At 41.3% G+C, this 17922-nt stretch carries 18 protein-coding genes; 7 read left to right on the forward strand and 11 right to left on the reverse strand.

The window, feature by feature from the left end; translation table 11 throughout:
* Positions 1-611 precede the first annotated feature (611 nt).
* Complete coding sequence (locus B3D47_RS02455; protein ID WP_286859756.1) at positions 612-1838, reverse strand: type II toxin-antitoxin system HipA family toxin; 1227 nt, start codon at positions 1836-1838, stop codon at positions 612-614.
* The gene (locus B3D47_RS02460; RefSeq protein ID WP_004894712.1) at positions 1838-2095 is read right to left on the reverse strand and encodes a helix-turn-helix transcriptional regulator; all 258 of its coding nucleotides are present in this window, start codon (positions 2093-2095) and stop codon (positions 1838-1840) included. Before B3D47_RS02460 ends, B3D47_RS02455 begins: the two co-directional genes overlap by 1 nt.
* A 205-nt stretch (positions 2096-2300) precedes the next feature.
* Between B3D47_RS02460 and B3D47_RS02465 the strand changes: the two genes are divergently transcribed.
* The 5 genes from B3D47_RS02465 to B3D47_RS02485 all read left to right on the forward strand — a co-directional run bounded on the left by B3D47_RS02465 (position 2301) and on the right by B3D47_RS02485 (position 6583).
* Positions 2301-2456: a hypothetical protein gene (locus B3D47_RS02465; RefSeq protein WP_163170620.1), complete on the forward strand. Its 156-nt coding sequence runs from the start codon at positions 2301-2303 to the stop codon at positions 2454-2456.
* A gap of 271 nt (positions 2457-2727) precedes the next feature.
* Positions 2728-2946 (forward strand): Sec-independent protein translocase subunit TatA, encoded by a 219-nt coding sequence (locus B3D47_RS02470; RefSeq protein WP_004894723.1) that lies wholly within the window; start codon positions 2728-2730, stop codon positions 2944-2946.
* Positions 2947-2955: 9 nt separating this feature from the next.
* Positions 2956-3372, forward strand: a complete 417-nt coding sequence (gene tatB, locus B3D47_RS02475) for a Sec-independent protein translocase protein TatB (RefSeq protein WP_180185278.1) — start codon at positions 2956-2958, stop codon at positions 3370-3372.
* A complete protein-coding gene (tatC, locus tag B3D47_RS02480) occupies positions 3369-4145 on the forward strand; it encodes a twin-arginine translocase subunit TatC (RefSeq protein ID WP_076753522.1) in 777 nt (258 codons plus the stop codon). Before tatB ends, tatC begins: the two co-directional genes overlap by 4 nt.
* A gap of 167 nt (positions 4146-4312) precedes the next feature.
* Positions 4313-6583: a PhoX family protein gene (locus tag B3D47_RS02485; protein WP_286859760.1), complete on the forward strand. Its 2271-nt coding sequence runs from the start codon at positions 4313-4315 to the stop codon at positions 6581-6583.
* Positions 6584-6921: 338 nt separating this feature from the next.
* Here B3D47_RS02485 and B3D47_RS02490 read toward each other — a convergent pair whose 3' ends face one another.
* On the reverse strand, positions 6922-7731 hold the full coding sequence (locus B3D47_RS02490; protein ID WP_286859762.1) for an SDR family NAD(P)-dependent oxidoreductase: 810 nt from the start codon (positions 7729-7731) through the stop codon (positions 6922-6924).
* Positions 7732-7973: 242 nt separating this feature from the next.
* On the opposite strand from B3D47_RS02490, the gene B3D47_RS02495 reads away from it, so the two are divergent.
* Together B3D47_RS02495 and B3D47_RS02500 are read left to right on the forward strand one after the other, a co-directional pair.
* Positions 7974-8360 carry a diacylglycerol kinase gene (locus B3D47_RS02495; protein WP_163166095.1) on the forward strand — a complete coding sequence of 129 codons (387 nt, stop codon included), beginning with the start codon at positions 7974-7976 and terminating at the stop codon, positions 8358-8360.
* A 39-nt stretch (positions 8361-8399) separates the two neighbouring features.
* A complete protein-coding gene (locus tag B3D47_RS02500; protein WP_005222037.1) occupies positions 8400-9107 on the forward strand; it encodes a phosphatase PAP2 family protein in 708 nt (235 codons plus the stop codon).
* Positions 9108-9132: 25 nt separating this feature from the next.
* Here the strand turns inward: B3D47_RS02500 and B3D47_RS02505 are convergent, their stop codons facing one another.
* From B3D47_RS02505 to B3D47_RS02540, 8 genes are all read right to left on the reverse strand, one after another.
* Positions 9133-10452 carry an ATP-binding protein gene (locus B3D47_RS02505; protein WP_286859765.1) on the reverse strand — a complete coding sequence of 440 codons (1320 nt, stop codon included), beginning with the start codon at positions 10450-10452 and terminating at the stop codon, positions 9133-9135.
* A 6-nt stretch (positions 10453-10458) separates the two neighbouring features.
* Positions 10459-11130 (reverse strand): response regulator transcription factor, encoded by a 672-nt coding sequence (locus tag B3D47_RS02510; RefSeq protein WP_286859767.1) that lies wholly within the window; start codon positions 11128-11130, stop codon positions 10459-10461.
* A 1-nt stretch (position 11131) separates the two neighbouring features.
* Positions 11132-12808, reverse strand: coding sequence for a phosphoethanolamine transferase (locus B3D47_RS02515; protein ID WP_286859769.1), 1677 nt, complete (start codon positions 12806-12808; stop codon positions 11132-11134).
* Between the two features lie 188 nt (positions 12809-12996).
* On the reverse strand, positions 12997-13698 hold the full coding sequence (locus B3D47_RS02520) for a VIT1/CCC1 transporter family protein (RefSeq protein WP_286859771.1): 702 nt from the start codon (positions 13696-13698) through the stop codon (positions 12997-12999).
* 235 nt (positions 13699-13933) lie between these two features.
* On the reverse strand, positions 13934-14605 hold the full coding sequence (locus B3D47_RS02525) for a DUF1345 domain-containing protein (RefSeq protein WP_004894751.1): 672 nt from the start codon (positions 14603-14605) through the stop codon (positions 13934-13936).
* A 424-nt stretch (positions 14606-15029) separates the two neighbouring features.
* Entirely contained in the window at positions 15030-15524 is a 495-nt protein-coding gene (locus B3D47_RS02530) for a flavin reductase (protein WP_286859773.1), read from the reverse strand.
* 97 nt (positions 15525-15621) lie between these two features.
* Positions 15622-16665, reverse strand: coding sequence for a methionine synthase (locus B3D47_RS02535; RefSeq protein ID WP_286859775.1), 1044 nt, complete (start codon positions 16663-16665; stop codon positions 15622-15624).
* Between the two features lie 42 nt (positions 16666-16707).
* Positions 16708-17706, reverse strand: a complete 999-nt coding sequence (locus B3D47_RS02540; RefSeq protein WP_004894756.1) for a putative oxygenase MesX — start codon at positions 17704-17706, stop codon at positions 16708-16710.
* Positions 17707-17922 lie beyond the last annotated feature (216 nt).

Consider the following 17922-nt stretch of genomic DNA (forward strand, 5'->3'; position numbering starts at 1 on the left):
ACTTTAAATGGTTTCTAACAATAGTATTTCGTATAATGTATATTATGTTAAATAGGATGTTGTGCAGATAGCCTATCTCTATATATGTTGTTCATAAAAATTAATTTTGAAATTTTCAGTAGAAATTAAAGCTAAAAATGAAATTGCGAAAAAATAAAGCTAATAATGAAATAAAACTCACTTAGGAAAAAATCATTACTAGTTTTATCAAATAAAATCTTCGATCTATCAAAAATTTTCATCGATTTTTATACATTAGCGACCAAAGCTTTTCGTTTGTATTCAATCGCAAAATCTTCACCTTCCTTGCGAATTGCATCTTGGTATTCAAGCTTTTTAAAAGAATTTCTACTGTAAATCTGAGAAATCCATTCTGGTGTTACTTATATCTACTAATCTCAAAACCGCAATATTACTATCTCTGATCCCGCCAAACTGCCAAGGAATACCTAAGTCAACACTTCCCTCCCTCAATAAATGTCAGCCTGTTACCGATATGACCAGTCTGTTCGGGTTTATTCTATATCATTGAATGGAAAATAAATCCCACGTCTCTGAGGGCATCTCTCAATAATAGTAGCTACTACGGTTGTAAATTATTCTAGAATGGATTATTTGTACTTTTTCTTTTTGTCATGTCTATATACAGGCTTGATTGAATGAGTGCTCATTACCTTTGATAGATTCTGCTCAATAGATTCTCGCAATCCATCTAAGTATTCAATTTCATTGGATAACTTTAAATAGTTAGCAATTTGGTCACTGAAATACTCTATAATTTCTTTGGCATTTCTAATGCGAAATTCAGGACTTTCAGCCAATTTCAACAGCTCTGCCTTAGTTGGGAATTGCTTACTGCCATTTATTTTAAGGGCAAGCTGATCATCAATATTTTTATAAATGAGTGTATGTGTGATATCAAAAGGTGGTGATACAAAGATCTCACTCATATCTGGCGTGTATTGCAGAGCAAAGTTTTTAAGGTGAGCGTCACCGTTCCCGATCAGGCAATTAAAAACAATGTACTTATACATTTTTACGACTTCTGCTTCACTTCGGGTGTATAGATAGGTGGCTTTCAGCAAGTTTTCGTAGCTCCCCTTGTACTTCTCGTTTGGGTCATTAGATCTTTTGAGAAGAGTAGTAAAATCCTCGTAGCCTAACTTGGTTCCATCAGCAGCTTTATCAAAACGCTCAATAATGTAGGTTTCTAAATTGGCTGATAGATATGTTTTTGGTGGTTGTAAACCACAATGACGAGCAGCTTCCATACAGACAAATTCATTTACCGTAAGCAAATCAAAGTCTGCATCATAAGACTTAACAATCAGGTCTTTTTGTTGAACAGTGCGCTCCGTTAGACTAGTCACATTAGGAATGCTAACTTTGGGCTGAACTCCAGCTAAAGAGTTTCGTAAATAGTATTTTTCTAATAATTGTGGAAAAAGTGGAACTTGGCTATTGTAGTTAAGAATTTCATCGAGGCTAACTATTTCTACTTCTGGTAATTGCAATTCACTTTTATAGGACAACATGCCAATACCATTAGCTTCTTGTAGAGCCAATAAATACATTTCATTTACATTGGCATATCGAGCAAGTTTACTGGCAATAAAATGGCGATTATGCCCCTCTGGTAAATTTTGGGAAAAAATAGGATGTAATGCCCCATGTGAATATCCCTGCATATCCGGTAAAGTCATTGTAAGAGATACAAATCTTTGTTCTTGTACTGGTTGATAGTAATAATGACCACTATGCGTCAACAAGCCTTGTTTGAAATTATCTGTAAATATTTCAATAGACTTGATTTCTGTGGGTAATTGAAAGTTGTCCATCAATCTTCTTCACTAAATAGAGTGTCGATGTCATTCCAATTTGGCAGATTTCGTTTTTTGGGCGTGACTTCAAACTGCAATCCAACCGCATCTATTAGACGTTCAAAAATATCAAATGAGCCTGTGAAACGACCATTTTCTATTTCAGAAATGGTAGATTTATTGACTCCAGATTTTTTTGCCATCATTTGTTGTGTGTAGTCTAATTTCCGCCTTGCTTCACGTATTTTTACTCCAATCTCTGCACGACTAGCCATAAAACCACCCCCATCTGTTCGTCATTTAGCAAAATATTGCTAACCAGTATATATAAGTTTGCTATATGGCGAATATCTTAATATATTTATCTTATATTTGCTATATGGCGAACATTAGAGTTCATATCCTCTATATTTCGCTATATAGCGAATAATTAGCTAATAAACGCTTTCTGAATTACACGGTATATCTACAAAGATAATCGTGGAGAATGGTAATTCAGATATTCTTAGTATTGATGAGCTTAAACAAATAGAAATTGAAAACCTAAAACGGGCTGTCCAGCATTGCGAAGGGAAAATATTTGGTGAAGATGGTGCAGCCAAATTGCTTGGAATTAATCCGACGACCTTAATTTAAAAATTGAAAAAATTAGGGATTCACTATTAATTTTTCCCGGACCTCTACTTTGACATGATAGAGGTCTGGCGATTTTTACTTTTTTCATTTCTTAAAATATTAACTTTACTAAGTTTATAAACCAGAAAAATTTTAAAAAACAAATAGCACAACTCATTGCGAACTTCCCTCTTGCTTCCTGTCTCCAAACTGCCATCAAAACGTCATGGATTTGTCATTTATTCATGTTGAGATAAGCCCATAAATTTAAAAAAGATGTAATGAGGACAATATGGCAGGATTATCGATTTGGCACGTACTTATTTTTGCAATCGTCGTAATTTTACTTTTTGGCACGTCTAAACTCAAAAATCTGGGCAAAGATGTTGGCGGTGCAATCAAGGACTTTAAAAAATCTGTGCGTGAAGAAGAGGCTGAAGCAGCAAAAATTCAACAGCCCCGCACTATTGATGCTGAAGTTAAAGTCAGCGAGAGTTCAATCAAAAGTTAAGGTATCGTCATGCTCAATATTGGAATGACTGAGCTGCTAGCCTTTGGGGTAATTGCACTTCTAGTGCTCGGACCAGATAAGCTACCTGAGGCAGTTCGTTTTATAGGTAAATGGTCTACCAAGATAAAAAGAACCGTCAGCAATATACAAAATGATCTTGACCGTGAATTGCGTCTGTCTGAACTACGTGAGCAAATGCAATCCGAGCTGAAACGTATTCAGGAACTAGAAGCCAAAATGCAAGCACAAATGGCTGATCTCAATGCACCAATTGAGCCGGTCACAAAAATTTCAGAACAGCCGGTACTGAAAACTCAGTCAAGTTATGAACTGGTCAATCAACCGCTTTCCCCGGTTCATTTAACTCCGGCTAAGCAGGTCGCCAAGCAAGAAAAAAAATATCCTGACATGAAGGTGGCCGTATGAATATTTTACCGTCGACTCAAGCCAGCAGCGATCCCCAGAAAGTTCATCTAGAAGAAATGCCGATTACCCGACACTTAGTGATTCTGCGCAAGCATCTTTTCAAGATTGTAGGAATATTGATCGGGCTGTTTTTCTGTCTGCTACCATTTGCGACGCATACCTATCAGCTTTTATCCGAGCCCTTACGTGCCCAGTTACCGGCAAGTTCTACCATGATTGCCACCGATGTAACTGCGACATTTATGGCACCGTTTAAATTGAACTTTTTTGTTGCCCTGCTGATTGCCATGCCTTTTATCTTGTATCAACTTTGGGCCTTCGTTAAGCCGGCACTATATGAAAAAGAAAAAAGTCTGGCTTTGCCGCTCCTGATTGGCAGTATTGTCCTATTTTATGCGGGTATCGCTTTTGCCTATCTGGTGGCTTTGCCGTCTATCCTGCACTTTTTTATCAGTGTATCGCCTGAAACCGTCGCGCCCATGACCGACATTAACAGTTATCTGGCCTTCTGTTTAAAACTTTTTCTGGTGTTTGGATTTACCTTCGAAATTCCGATTATTACCCTGTTATTGATTCTGATCGGTGTGGTGAGCACACAGACCTTGGTAGAAAAAAGACGCTTTATTGTGGTGGGGTGTTTTTTTGTGGCCATGTTTGTAACGCCCCCTGATGCCCTGTCCATGATCATGCTGGCTATACCCATGTGGCTGCTATTTGAGCTAGGTTTAATGGCCGGAAAATTTCTGGAAAAGCGGCATCTAAAAAATAGCTAATTAAGAAAAATGCCTCCTTACTGGGGGCTTTTTTATATTAATTTATTTATATAAATTAATGTTTTATTTAATTATTTTGAAATAAAAGCTTCACCTTTTAGTCATATTTAACTGCTAGTTTATTTCTGACTTTAAAACAACCAAACCTTAGTTGTGGGAATAAAACAATGACAGATTACCTACCTTATGATGAAAATCAGGAACTGGACAATAACACTTCAGATAATCATCATTTTCGGGATATTCTAGAACAATCTATGTCACGTCGTGACTTGATTGCAAAGACTGCAAGTGGGGCTGCAGCATTGGCACTGGCTTCTAGCCTGACTGCGTGTAGCGATGACAATGAAAATGGCAATATTGGGGACGATGAGAGCAATCCGAATCCGCCAACAGACAACAATGCTCGTCCAGAAAAATTAAGTTTTAGCCCAGTGAAAAAAAACCTGGATGACTGGGTTACGGTTCCTGAAGGCTATACAGCCACTGTCCTATATGCAATGGGTGATTCAATTCATCCTATCTACTCTGACTGGGACGATAACAATATTCCGAACGGCCCAAGCTTTCAGTTCCGTTCTGGTGACTGCCACGATGGTATGAGCTATTTTGGTTTAAGCACTAAGACTGGCCGTTATGACGAGAATGCATCTGAGCATGGCCTGCTGGTGATGAACCATGAATATATCAATCAAACTTTTTTACATCCTCAAGGACCAACAAAAGTTGATGGTCGTCGTCCAGAAGATGAAGTCATCCGTGAAGTGAATGCACATGGTGTATCAATTGTGCATATTAAGAAAAATACCGAAACTCAAGTGGTAGAAATCGTTAAATCATCACCATTTAACCGCCGTATCACGGCTTCAACAGTGATGGATTTTTCTGGGCCGGTGACAAACTCTTCATTAGTCCGCACTGCTTTCTCTCCTACCGGTCGTCAGACTCGTGGTACACACAATAACTGTGGTAATGGTTATACACCATGGGGCACTTATTTAACTGCCGAGGAAAACTTTATTGGTTACTTCCAGCGTTCAGGTACAGACCAATATGCAGACCGTAGTGAAGCTGAGAAAACCGCACTTAAACGTTATGGCTTAGGCTTAGATATTTCATATGTTAATAATGAACAAGGACAAAAAGTTCCGGAACGCGACGAGCAAGACCGTATCGTTTATTTAGATAAATCTTCACGTTATGCATGGGAAACAGCTCAGGCTGGAGTTGAATCACAGGATATGTACGACCGCTGGTCAGCTAACGTAACCAAAGCCTCTGCAAGTCAAGACTATCGTAATGCACCAAATACCTTTGGCTGGATTGTTGAAATTGACCCATTTGATAACAGTGCAAATCCGGTAAAACGTACTGCATTGGGCCGTTTTGCTCACGAAGACTGTCGTGCTAGCCGTGCGATTGAAGGTGAACAGTTTGCCTTCTACATGGGCGATGACTCACGTGGTGAATACATTTACAAATTTGTCTCTGATGCAAAATGGGATCCAAAAGATATTAATACCGGCTACCGTGCTGGTGACAAATACATGAATAACGGTAAGTTCTATGTTGCCAGGTTCAATGCAGATGGAACTGGTCAATGGATTGAACTTGCTCACGGTAAAAATGGTTTAACTGCAGAAAATGCGGTATATCCTTTTAGCTCTGATGCAGATGTATTAACTTTTGCACGTTTGGCAGGCGATGCCGTTGGTGCAACGAAGATGGACCGTCCTGAATGGGTAGCCGTTAACCCGGAGAATGGTGAAGTCTACGTTACCCTGACTAATAACAGTAACCGTGGCAATAGTTCAACACAACCTGTTGATGCTGCCAACCCACGTAATTACTCAGATCCTGAAGGCGGTAAAGGTAATGTGAATGGCCATATTATTCGCTTTAAGGAAGAAAACACTGCATCAGAAAGCTTTGAATGGGATATCTACCTGTTCGGTGCTGAAGCATCGATGGATGCCAATATCAACCTGTCGGGCTTAAATGATAATAATGATCTGTCTTCACCAGACGGTATGTGGTTTGATCCTCGTGGCGTACTCTGGATTCAGACAGATGACGGCGCTTATACAGATACCACTAACTGTATGATGCTGGCTGCCCTGCCTGGACAAGTAGGTGATGGGGGTCCAGCAACAACCTCTAGTGGTCAAGCGACGATTGCGGGTGCCCAAGTGACCGATGAAAATTTACGTCGCTTCCTGACTGGTCCAAAAGAGTGTGAAATCACAGGGGTAACCATGACACCGGACTATAAGGCCATTTTCATCAATGTACAGCATCCGGGTGAAGATTCTAAGACCTTTGATGCTCCAACCAGTAACTGGCCTGCAAGTCAATCAGATCGTTCGAACAAGACCGCACGTCCACGTTCAGCAACTGTTGTGATTACGCGCAATGATGGCGGTGTTATAGCCGGTTAAATAGTTCACTTAAATTAAAATGCTGGCTCAATGCCGGCATTTTAATTTTTGAATGTTTTTTAATTTTAAGAGTTAACTGGTCAATAAAAAGCATATTTTTATTTAGAGTTAAATTGATATAAATATTAAAGTATGAAGTGGACTTCGGATCAATATATAAGTGAAATCCAATACAACTAATCATAGCTTCAGCTATCTTCTACTTGGAAGACTTGTAATTTGCAGCTTTAGTTTTGAGTATTTTTCTAAAAAAAAAGCAGGTATCCAAGGAGGGATTGATACCTGCCACTCTAAGGGAACTATATTAATATTCTGCTTCTTTAGTCTTTGAATTACAGTTAGAAACTAGCAACTTTTTCAGCACATTCACAAATCGTTGGTAACTCTCTATTAATCGATGCTGATATTAAGTCTGGTAAAATCTGGTTAACAGCTATCGAAATTTTTTCAGGATAGCCGACCTGATACGACTGACAATCTCGATATAAAAACTGATACAGTTCTTCAGCAACAAATTCGGGACTGTCAATATTTTTTCCCAGTCTGATATTCATTTCTATTGCATTTGAATGATGAATATTGGTTTCGGTAACCCGTAATGAAAAGTATCTGAATCTGATTGAACTTTTGCTGTATTCACGGGCTAGTGCTTCGGTTGCACCACGCAAGGCAAATTGGCTGGCACAATAACTCGCATATCCAGGATAGTCAATACTGCCAAAGGTTGAACCTACATTAATGACCTGGCCAGGCGGACTGATAGATATCAATGGCAGGATTTTTTGTATCAGCTGCATTGGATAAACTGCATTAATCAGCATCATTTGTTCCATGATTTCTTGCGGCTGCTGTGTAAATAGCTTGAAATCACTGATACTGATGTTGTTAATGTAGTAGTGAATGGGTTTATTCAGCGTAGCAAGAGCTTTTACCAGCTCTTCCCTGCTTTGCTGATCGGCAAAGTTGCAATGAATTAAATCCAGTTCTAGCTGTGGATAACATTGGGCTATATTGTCATGTACTCTTTGCAGAATCTGTTGATTCTGCCCAATAAGAACCAGATTGACCCCATTTTGGCCCAGAACCTTTGCAATAGCCTGACCAATACCAGAAGTAGCATCCATAATTGTTGCAGTTAAATTAGGCATAAATACTTTCTCTTGTTCTTAACAGAATGATTCAAGATCGAATCTGCCGCAGGTCATGTGGATCACATCACGAAAAATAACTTAGTACTTAAGATAAACGCCCAAACTTAAAAAATTCTTAATTCTGCACATAAATTTAAATATTATTTTTATTAAAAAAACACATAGAGACCATTTTTTTTAAGAGAGTTTTAAGCCTGCAATCTTAAGTTAGAGTTTCCTTTTATTGACTCATGACAGCTATGTCTTCCTACCGTTCACCCTATAAAGGCACCTCGGGAATACAGCGTATTCTGAATGCGACCCGTTATTCCGTGGCCGGCTTTAAAACAGCTTTTCAAAATGAAGAGGCCTTCCGGCAAATCCTGCTCATCAACCTGATTTTGATTCCTCTGAGCTTTGTCATGCCGGTGAGCCGGGTTGAGCAAGCGCTGATGGTGGCTGTGTGTCTGCTGGCGCTAATCGTTGAATTGCTTAACTCGGCGATTGAGGCGGTGGTAGACCGTATTTCCATGGAGCAGCATGAACTGTCTAAAAATGCCAAGGATATGGGCAGCGCCGCCCAGTTTGTAGCACTCAGTTTAATTACCGTGACCTGGGGTCTTATTTTAGCGGGTCATTTGATTTGACCACGCGCCTGCTACAGCAAGAAAAATGGAAGATTTAAAATGATATTCGAGCATTCCCGGTTTTTACTAACACAAACATTGCTGCTGATTTTCAGTTTTTTGATGCTCTGGAATTTTTTTGATGTAGCTGGGAGGGTTGATTTACAGCTGATCTATCCGTTCATTGATGATCAGGGACAATTTCCCCTGCGGCAACACTGGGCACTGGCAGAACTCAATCACCACTATGTCAAAAATCTGCTGATTCTGGTGTACATAACATTGTTAGCCGGCTGGCTAGTTTCACTGAAATGGCAGAACTGGCATCAACGGCGCTGGGAATTTGGCTATTTCTTTAGCATGGTGGTGCTGACCACGGCCTCAATTGGTATTTTAAAATCCCAGTCGGCGCATGCCTGTCCCTGGGATATGATTATTCCTACCCATGATGGTATTTTGTGGGATTTGAGTGCCACTGCCGGACACTGTTTTCCCGGAGGACATGCATCCAGCGGTTTTGCCTTGATGGCTGGCTATTTTGTCTATCGGATTGCTAACCGCAAGCGGGCTTATTTTTTCCTGATCGCGGCACTGATTTTAGGCTTCGCCATGGGCTGGGCACAAATGATGCGCGGTGCGCATTTTCTGAGTCATAACCTGTGGACTGGCTGGATGATCTGGTGCATGAATGTCATTGGCTATGCACTGTTTAGCCACAAAATGCCACTGGCAAATCACCCCATGCATATGAACATCAGACAGCCTTAATGCCTAAAAACCAAAGCCTATCCACTTAGGCTTCGATCACAGGAAATTTGACCTGTACACACAGGCCACCCAGACTGTTACTTTGCGAAAATTCCAGCGTTCCGCCCAAGCACTCGGTGGCTTTATCTACAATTGACAAACCTAAACCGCTGCCAATTTCGGCATGGTTATGAATCCGGTAGAAACGCTGCCGGATCTGGGCGAATTGTGTAGGATCAATCCCGGCTCCACTATCTTCAATCTGTAAAACTGCCTGCTGGCCTTGCTGAAAAATCGATACATTAATCACGCCGCCTTTCGGAGTGTATTTAATCGCGTTATCAATTAAATTATAAATAATCGAGTGCAAAGCTGAAGCTTGTCCATGAATCAGCAATTCCTGCTGCTGTTCTACACCCAGATCAATCTCTTTCTGTAAGGCCAGCTGAATCAGCTGCTCAATGCAGGCCACGGTCATCTGATTGAGCGAAAGCATTTGTGCAGGCTCGGTTAAGCTGTCGGAGGCATCCTGTTTGGCCAGGCTCAATAACTGGTTGACCAGATGCTGCATGCGTAAAACGCCCTGACTCAGATTATGAAGCGAGTCGCTCTGCGGAAACTGCTGCAATAAAATTTGCAGCTGCAAGTTGAGTGCGGTCAGTGGCGTGCGTAATTCATGGGCAGAATCCGCGACAAATTGACGTTGTTCCTGTTGAGCCAGGGAAATTCGACCAAACAGATGATTCATTTCCTGAATAGTCGGTTCCAGCTCCAGGGGATAATCCTTCATTTCAATCGGCTTTAATTCTTGCGCCTTACGGCTGGCCAGTTCCGTTTTGAAATCATGCAGCGGCTGAAAATTTTTCCGAATCATCCAGCCTAAACCGAATAATGCAAAAGGTAAAAAAAGCACATAAGGAAGAAACATATTGGCTGCCAGTTCCAGCGCCAGTTCCTGCCGGACATTTTGCTGCTGGCTCACCTGAATCTGTAGTTGTTTACCAGGAATAATATAAGTTAACCAGGTTCCATACGGCGTTTGATGCTTGTAAAAACCTGCTTTCTTGACCGGTGCAACCAGCACATCCTGTGGATGCAAGGGAGTAGCTGTCTCTGCATAAGACCAGATATCTACAAATAAATCTTCTTCACTGTACTGTTTTTCTAGATCGATTTGACTTTGTAGCGGTCGTGGATGATTTTCCGCAATGCGCTCGGCCAGACTTTGCATCTGTTTATCTAGCACTTCATTAATTTCTTCGAGGGCAATCCGGTAGGCAGCAAAAATCAGGATACAACCCAGTACCAGACTAAATAAAGAAATGTAAATAATCAGGCGTTTTTGCAAAGAATAACGTTTCTGCATAAGGCTCTATCCTAAGCGATATCCCAGACCACGTATGGTACGGATGAAGTCTTTGCCTAATTTCGCCCGCAGATGATGCACATAAACTTCAACGGTATTACTGCTGACATCACTATCGAAGTCATAAAGCTTGTCTTCCAGATCATTTTTAGAAAAAATTTTGCTGGGATGAGTGAGTAATGCAGTGAGAATCGACCATTCCCGATTAGACAACTCGATCGGCTGACTGTTAAAGCATGCGATGTGCTGCTCCAGATCCAGTTCCAGACCGCTATGTGATAACTTTTTATGGCTCTCTGATCCGGTATGTTTGGAACTACTGCGTCGGATCAAAGCATGAATACGGGCCAGCAGTTCATCAAATTCATAGGGTTTAATCAAGTAATCATCTGCCCCCTGATTCAGGCCATCTACCCGGTTCTGTAACTGATCCCGGGCAGAGATAATCAGCACCGGTAAATTGGGAAACTTCTGCCGGATATGTTTAAGTACCTGCATGCCATCCATCATCGGCAGGCCCAGATCCAGCAGGACAATATCATAGGCCTGCTGTTGTAACTGTTTTAAACCATCCAGGCCATTATTGACCCAATGCACATCAAATTGATGCAGCTTGAGCAAGGCTTCAGTCGACTCGGCAATCATAAAGTCGTCTTCGATAATCAGTATTTTGTGCATTTCAAGCTCTGTTCTTTAATGATGATGAGCATTGTGCAAGCATATCATTTTTAGCTTCAGTCACTTGCGTTTTTATATCCAGCAGACTTAATAAGCTTGGGAAAAGATGATCCTGACTGCGTGCCTGTTTGGTCTGTGCTTTGAGACAGCTCACCTGCTGGGCATTCTGCTGCGTCCAGTCCTGCGAGAACCACATCAGCATCGGAACATGGGTTTGCTGGGTCGGCGCCATACTATAAGGTGCACCATGCAGATATAAACCATGCTCTCCGGTCGATTCTCCGTGATCAGACAGGTACCAGAAACCGGTCTGATACTGGCTTTGCTGTTTTAGGGTCTCAATAACCTGAGCAAGTACATGATCAGTATAGACAATCGAATTATCATAGCTGTTCTTTAATTCTTCAGCGCTGCAGCCCTGAATGGCATTGCTGTTACAGGTGGGCTGGAATGGCTGATACGGTGCTTTGGAACGTTTGAAATATGCTGGCCCGTGACTGCCCATCTGATGCAGCACGATTAATTGTGGTTTCGGATTCGCTTTGTCCAGATGCACCAGATAATCTTTCAGGCTATCCACCAGAATTTCATCAAAACATTCACCAGCATCATCACACCACTTCTGTTTCAGTGGTGCAGGAATCTGGTATTGCTGCACCCGGTCACAGGCGCCTTTACAGCCGGAATTATTGTCGATCCAGGTCACCTGATAACCGGCACGCTGAGCGATATCCAGTAAACCTTCACGGTGGCTGGCTAACTGTTCATCATAATTCTGACGGGACATGCCTGAAAACATACACGGAACTGAAACGGCAGTTGCTGTACCACAGGAACTGACCTGACTAAAATTAATCACCGTTAACTTGCCCAGTTCAGGATTGGTATTACGCGCATAGCCATTTAAAGCAAAACTCTCGGCACGTGCAGTCTCCCCAACCACCAGCACCATCAATTTGGGCTGCTTCTGCATTTGAGCCTGCTGTAGCAGATGGGCATCTTCACCATAAGGAACTAAAGGCAAATTCGCTTTAGGGGCTTTCTTTTTATAATAAGATACGGTGGATACAATGCTGTTTTGCGGGGAAATCATGCCCTTCAGATCGCGGTGCTCGCGGAAGATGGCTGCATAATCGACATAAAAACAGAATAACAGTCCCAGAATCAATCCGGCCGAAAACACACTGCTCAGGCTTTTATGCAACAATTGACGCCCGAAAGATGCAGGCTGAATGTTCAGCATCCAGACGATACACAGCGGAAAAACCACAAAGACCAGCGTCCAGATCAACAGTCGTATTGACCAGAGATCACGGACTTCGCGGGCATCGGTCTGCAGCATATTCTGGATCTGGTCCGGGGTAATCAACACACCCAGACTATTGACAAAATAAGCACTAAAACCGCCCAGAATGATCAGCACGCTGGCCAGTATCTTGGCATTCCATTTCCAGTTCAGCCACTGCAAGACCAGATTGTACAAGCCGATAATCACCAGGACTGTAGCCGCCAATAATGCGCCTGCCTTGAGGTTGGTATAGGGCGTCAGTTGATGGATTTTCTGATAAAAAGCAAAGTTTAAGACCAGCCCCAGCCAAATGGCGAGTAACAGGTTGAAGCGTGCAAGGCTGATGGGTTTGATCTGGCGTAGACCGGGAAAAGAAGGCAGCTTAAGCATTTTTTTAGTTCAAAGACTTTAAGATGCTTTAGCCTAAAATCTGAAGCTTAAAAATGACTTAAAATACTTTCTTAGCGAACTTCATAAAATTTTCAATGCTACTGTTCCAACCTTGTTTAGACTTATTGTTTTAAAAAGGATGTGATTCTCTGACTAGAGCGAATTTGAAAAGCACATCCTGAGTACATTTAAGCTACAGCCACATTAAATAATGAGCCGATCCAGGAGCTAAATAGCATGGCAATCACCCCCCAAAGCATGACTCGAGCCGAACCTTTCCAGATGCTCACCCCTCCTGTATAACTTGCCAGTGCGCCCATAATCCCGAGACTAAGCACACCGATCAGCATCACGCCTTTATCCAGGTACTGTTCAGGCAGTAACAAAATAGAAAGTAGAGGAAATAGTGAGCCTATAGTAAAAGCGATAGCGGATGAAAATGCAGCCTGAAAAGGCTGAGCCGAAGTGTTTTCTGATATACCAATTTCATCGCGGGCATGTGCATCTAAAGCATTGTGTGCGGTGAGCTGCAAGGCAACTTGCTGGGCCACCTCAGGGGTTAAGCCACGCTGGATATAAATATTTTCCAGTTCTTTCAGTTCATGTTCTGGATGACGTTTAAGCTCACGTGCCTCCATATTCAGATCATTCTTTTCAATATCCTGCTGGGATTTGACCGAGATATATTCTCCAGCAGCCATCGACGCAGCTCCGGAAATTAATCCGGCTACACAAGTCACCAACAAGGTATGTGTGGACGCGCCACTGGCTGCCATTCCCACCACCAGACTGGTGACAGAAATAATTCCGTCATTTGCCCCGAGTACAGCTGCGCGCAACCAGCCCGCCCGTTCAAAATAATGTATTTCAAGATGATAAGAATGACGCACGGTATAGTCTCTTTTTTGTTCTCAACATCATGATCGTATATTTATTTCGCTTGAAGAAACAACTCTTTATTTAATAAACTCTTGTTCAGAACAGCTCATGAATGGGTGAGCGCTCTGATTTATCAATTTTTATTGCATGGATTGCATTTTTCCAATTGCACTCATTTTAACATCTGAGAAATTTACAAGTCACAGTCCTAGCACTACAGTTTATTTATTATTAAATGCTGTGTTTTCAAGTACTGATAAAGGTTGCTGTTACATTAATAGCGATGGCCAAAATCGTGGTATTGAATCCATACGCCAGAAGCAAATGTAAAGTATTGAGTATTCTCATGGGTTGGCGAGTAATTGATACATCGGCCGTTTGCGCTGAAGTGCCAATAATATAGCTAAAATACAGAAAATCGGGATAGGTTGGATTTGGCGTACTAGGAAAAGCCAGTCCGCCATGTTTATGCTTTTCTAGGGCTAAATAAAAGTCATGGGCATAATGAATTGCAAAAATGGTGTGCATCAGGAACCAGGCCGAAATAATAGTCAGGATGGATAGCCCTAAATGGCCGGTTCTGATGGCAGCATCTTTAGGTAAATGATGAATTTCAATAATTATGGCAATAAAACACATCACTAAAGTGATGATGACAAGCACCAGAATGACCCATTTGCTGGCATCCTGTTGTATGGCACGTTGTAGGATATGGTGATGGTCTATGTGCCAGAGCTTTTTGATAGTAAAAAGTAAGTAAGCATAAATGGTAATGTTCCAGCTCATCAAAATGCAGGTAGACCAGCTTAAATGAGTTGCTGAATAGAAAATAAAATACCAAATCAGGATAGATGGAAAGATAATAAAGAAATAAAGTCGGGACTGAAGCGCTGTTCTTATAGATTGGAGGAAACGCATGGGCTGTCCTGCATGTCATGAGATGCTTTCATCTAGCAGTATAAAGTATTTTATTAAAACAACAGTATAAAAGAGCTTTTAGTAGATAAAGGCATACTGATTCAAGATTACGATAAAATAGATATTTTAAAATCTAGTAGTAAAAGAAACTAAAAAAATTAATTCCCTATTCTTAAGGAAACTGAATCTTGAACCCTTTTAGCTAAAAAACTAAAAAAGTGTGCAGCAGACTTTAGGTAGACGTCAGTTAAATATGTAATTCCAATATTGATGTTCATCAAAGTTAATTTTGAAATTTTCCGAAGAAATTGAAGCTAAAAATCAAATTATTAAACTTTGATTAGCTTAATTTTTATGAACCAGGCTTAGGATTCTGGTCTCGACTACACACTTTAAAAGAATTCAATATTAAAGTAATGAACATTTACGCAGTTTCTAGTTGACTAACCTGATGATATGCGCGGTTGAAGTACACCAGACTTTCCTCTTGCTGACTGCGTCTAATCGCGATGACTCGACATAAGAAAATACTGTGTGTACCCACTTTTTGAATTTCTTCAATCTGGCAATCAAAGCTCACCAAAGCATCTTCTAAAATTGGAGCACCTGTCTTAAGAGTTGTCCACTCGCCTATCTTAAATCGCTCTTCTGAGCTGAATTTACTAGATGCAAATGCATTTGAGATGTATTCATGCTGCGTGCTGAGTACATTTACTGCCAGCACGTTATTTCTCATAAAATGTGCATGCGAGCGAGAAGATTGATTCATACACACCAGCAATGTCGGCGGTGTATCCGTCACACTACAAACGGCAGATGCGGTAAAGCCATGTGTTCCTGCTATACCTTCGGTTGTAATCACATTTACAGCCGTGGTTAACAAGGACATTGCATTTCTAAAGTCAGTTGCTTCAATCATCTCTTTTGTCTCAAATGTATATGTAACCTGTCTTTACTCAAAGTCAGGTAAATAATCTATGGATCATTTACCCTCCTCTGGTGAAGACCATTTCGTGCTAAGCGCCCAGCTCTTGACGAACAATCGCTGCCCCTGTACTTAGTGCTTCGAGTTTGCCCCGAGCCACTTGACGAGACAACGGTGTCATCCCACAGTTGGTTGATGGATACAGTTTGTCTGCATCCACAAATTGCAATGCTTTACGCAGTGTATTGGCAACTTCTTCAGGCGTTTCGATTTGATTGCTTGCAACATCAATCGCACCGACCATGACTTTTTTACCCCGAATCAGCTCAATCAGATCCATCGGTACACGCGAGTTTTGACACTCGAGTGACACGATATCAATTTTAGATTGTTGCAGTTTAGGGAAGGCTGCTTCGTACTGACGCCATTCATTACCGAGGGTCTTTTTCCAATCGGTATTGGCTTTAATGCCATAACCATAACAAATGTGTACCGCAGTTTCACATTGCAGACCTTCAAGCGCACGCTCTAAAGTCGCGACGCCCCAGTCATTCACTTCATCAAAAAACACATTAAAGGCAGGTTCATCAAACTGAATGATATCTACTCCAGCAGCTTCAAGTTCGCGTGCTTCCTGGTTCAGGATCTTGGCAAATTCCCAAGCCAGTTTTTCACGGCTTTTGTAGTGACCATTATACAAAGTATCAATCATGGTCATTGGACCAGGCAGTGCCCATTTGATCGGCTGCGTGGTTTGGCTACGCAAAAATTTTGCATCATCCACGAACACTGCTTTTTTACGGGAAACTTCACCGACTACTGAAGGTACGCTGGCATCATAACGGTTACGGATACGCATGGTTTCACGTTTCTCAAAATCCACCCCTTCAAGATGCTCAATAAACGTGGTCACAAAGTGCTGACGGGTCTGTTCACCATCACTGACAATATCAATGCCAGCATGGACTTGTTCATGCAAAGACAGTTTTAAGGCATCACGTTTCGCTTCTAGTAGTTCTTTACCTTCAAGTTTCCAAGCTGACCAGAGCTTTTCAGGTTCTGCCAGCCAGGACGGTTTTGGCAAGCTGCCTGCTGTAGAGGTCGGGAGTAACTTTTCAGGTTGTAAAAGTGCCATGTCTAATCTTCTTTCTCTAAATTCGTTTATATATGTGATCTATCAGGCAGCGTTGTCTTGCTGAGCCGTTGCTACTTTAAAATTGGCAGCCCATTCATCCAGAATGTCTTTATATGGCTTAATGAAGTTTTCCTCTGTCCATTTACCTTGTTTGACTGCTAGTTCCCCACGTTCAACACGATCATAGACAATGCGAGTTAATGAATAGTCGCCATAGCTCAGGCTAGGCTGATACACCACACCTGCGGGTGAATTGGTGTTGTAAATTTCAGGACGATAGATTTTCTGGAAGCTTTCCATGGTGCTAATCGCACTGATCAATTCAAAATCGGTGTAATCATGCAGCAAATCGCCCGCAAAATAGAATGCCAACGGCGCATTGCCATTTTCAGGTTTAAAGTAGCGAACACTTAAGCCCATTTTTTTAAAATATTCATCGGTACGTGAGTAGTCATCATTAGTGTATTCCACGCCTAGAACAGGATGCACATTGGCACTGCGGTAGTAGGTTTTCGTAGTGGAAACACTCAGACAAATCACAGGCTGTTTATTAAATTCAGCTTTAAAGACTGCTGAATTCACAAGATGCTGGTACAGCTTGCCGTGCAGGTCACCAAAGTCTTCAGGTTTTTCATTGGCCTTGCAACCTAGGGATGGTAATACCACACTGAAGTCATAATCACGTACATAAGATGAGAAGCTATTCCCGATCATGCCTTCAATGCGTTCATTGGTATGATGGTCGATAACAGTACTTTTCAAGGTTTCAATGAATGGGAAAGTTTGCCCATTACCTTCGATATCAATTTCAGCAGAGATGATGTCAATTTCTAGTGAATAACGATCACCTTTAGGGTTATCTGCCGTTGCCAAGCTGTTAAAACGGTTATTAATCATCGCAAGTGTACGACGAAGATTCTCCTGACGGCTTTCACCACGTGCCAGATTGGCAAAATTGGTGGTTAGACGTGTATTATTTGCTGGTTCGTAGTTCTCATCAAAACGAATACGTTTAATTGAACATTGGAATGCTGTACTCATGGAGATATGCCACCCTAAATTTTTATAAAAAAAGCAAATTTCTGTATGGCTGTATTTAAGCGTGAATCCAAACATGAGTAAAACGATATAAATTCAGTAAAAGATGAGTTAAATTCATCTTAACAAGTGTAATGTATAAATAATGATCTATACTCCAATAAGGAAATTAAGATTCTAGTTTATATTGCCGATCATTAGACCTCTTTCATAAATCAT

Source organism: Acinetobacter sp. UBA3461 (assembly GCF_002381195.1).
Taxonomy (GTDB): Bacteria; Pseudomonadota; Gammaproteobacteria; order Pseudomonadales; family Moraxellaceae; genus Acinetobacter; species Acinetobacter schindleri.

Coding starts and splice junctions, on each gene's coding strand:
- B3D47_RS02455 (WP_286859756.1), bottom strand. CDS start 1,838: ATGGACAACTTTCAATTACCCACAGAAATCAAGTCTATTGAAATATTT.
- B3D47_RS02460 (WP_004894712.1), bottom strand. CDS start 2,095: ATGGCTAGTCGTGCAGAGATTGGAGTAAAAATACGTGAAGCAAGGCGG.
- B3D47_RS02470 (WP_004894723.1), top strand. CDS start 2,728: ATGGCAGGATTATCGATTTGGCACGTACTTATTTTTGCAATCGTCGTA.
- tatB (WP_180185278.1), top strand. CDS start 2,956: ATGCTCAATATTGGAATGACTGAGCTGCTAGCCTTTGGGGTAATTGCA.
- tatC (WP_076753522.1), top strand. CDS start 3,369: ATGAATATTTTACCGTCGACTCAAGCCAGCAGCGATCCCCAGAAAGTT.
- B3D47_RS02485 (WP_286859760.1), top strand. CDS start 4,313: ATGACAGATTACCTACCTTATGATGAAAATCAGGAACTGGACAATAAC.
- B3D47_RS02490 (WP_286859762.1), bottom strand. CDS start 7,731: ATGCCTAATTTAACTGCAACAATTATGGATGCTACTTCTGGTATTGGT.
- B3D47_RS02495 (WP_163166095.1), top strand. CDS start 7,974: ATGTCTTCCTACCGTTCACCCTATAAAGGCACCTCGGGAATACAGCGT.
- B3D47_RS02500 (WP_005222037.1), top strand. CDS start 8,400: ATGATATTCGAGCATTCCCGGTTTTTACTAACACAAACATTGCTGCTG.
- B3D47_RS02505 (WP_286859765.1), bottom strand. CDS start 10,452: ATGCAGAAACGTTATTCTTTGCAAAAACGCCTGATTATTTACATTTCT.
- B3D47_RS02510 (WP_286859767.1), bottom strand. CDS start 11,130: ATGCACAAAATACTGATTATCGAAGACGACTTTATGATTGCCGAGTCG.
- B3D47_RS02515 (WP_286859769.1), bottom strand. CDS start 12,808: ATGCTTAAGCTGCCTTCTTTTCCCGGTCTACGCCAGATCAAACCCATC.
- B3D47_RS02525 (WP_004894751.1), bottom strand. CDS start 14,605: ATGCGTTTCCTCCAATCTATAAGAACAGCGCTTCAGTCCCGACTTTAT.
- B3D47_RS02530 (WP_286859773.1), bottom strand. CDS start 15,524: ATGATTGAAGCAACTGACTTTAGAAATGCAATGTCCTTGTTAACCACG.
- B3D47_RS02535 (WP_286859775.1), bottom strand. CDS start 16,665: ATGGCACTTTTACAACCTGAAAAGTTACTCCCGACCTCTACAGCAGGC.
- B3D47_RS02540 (WP_004894756.1), bottom strand. CDS start 17,706: ATGAGTACAGCATTCCAATGTTCAATTAAACGTATTCGTTTTGATGAG.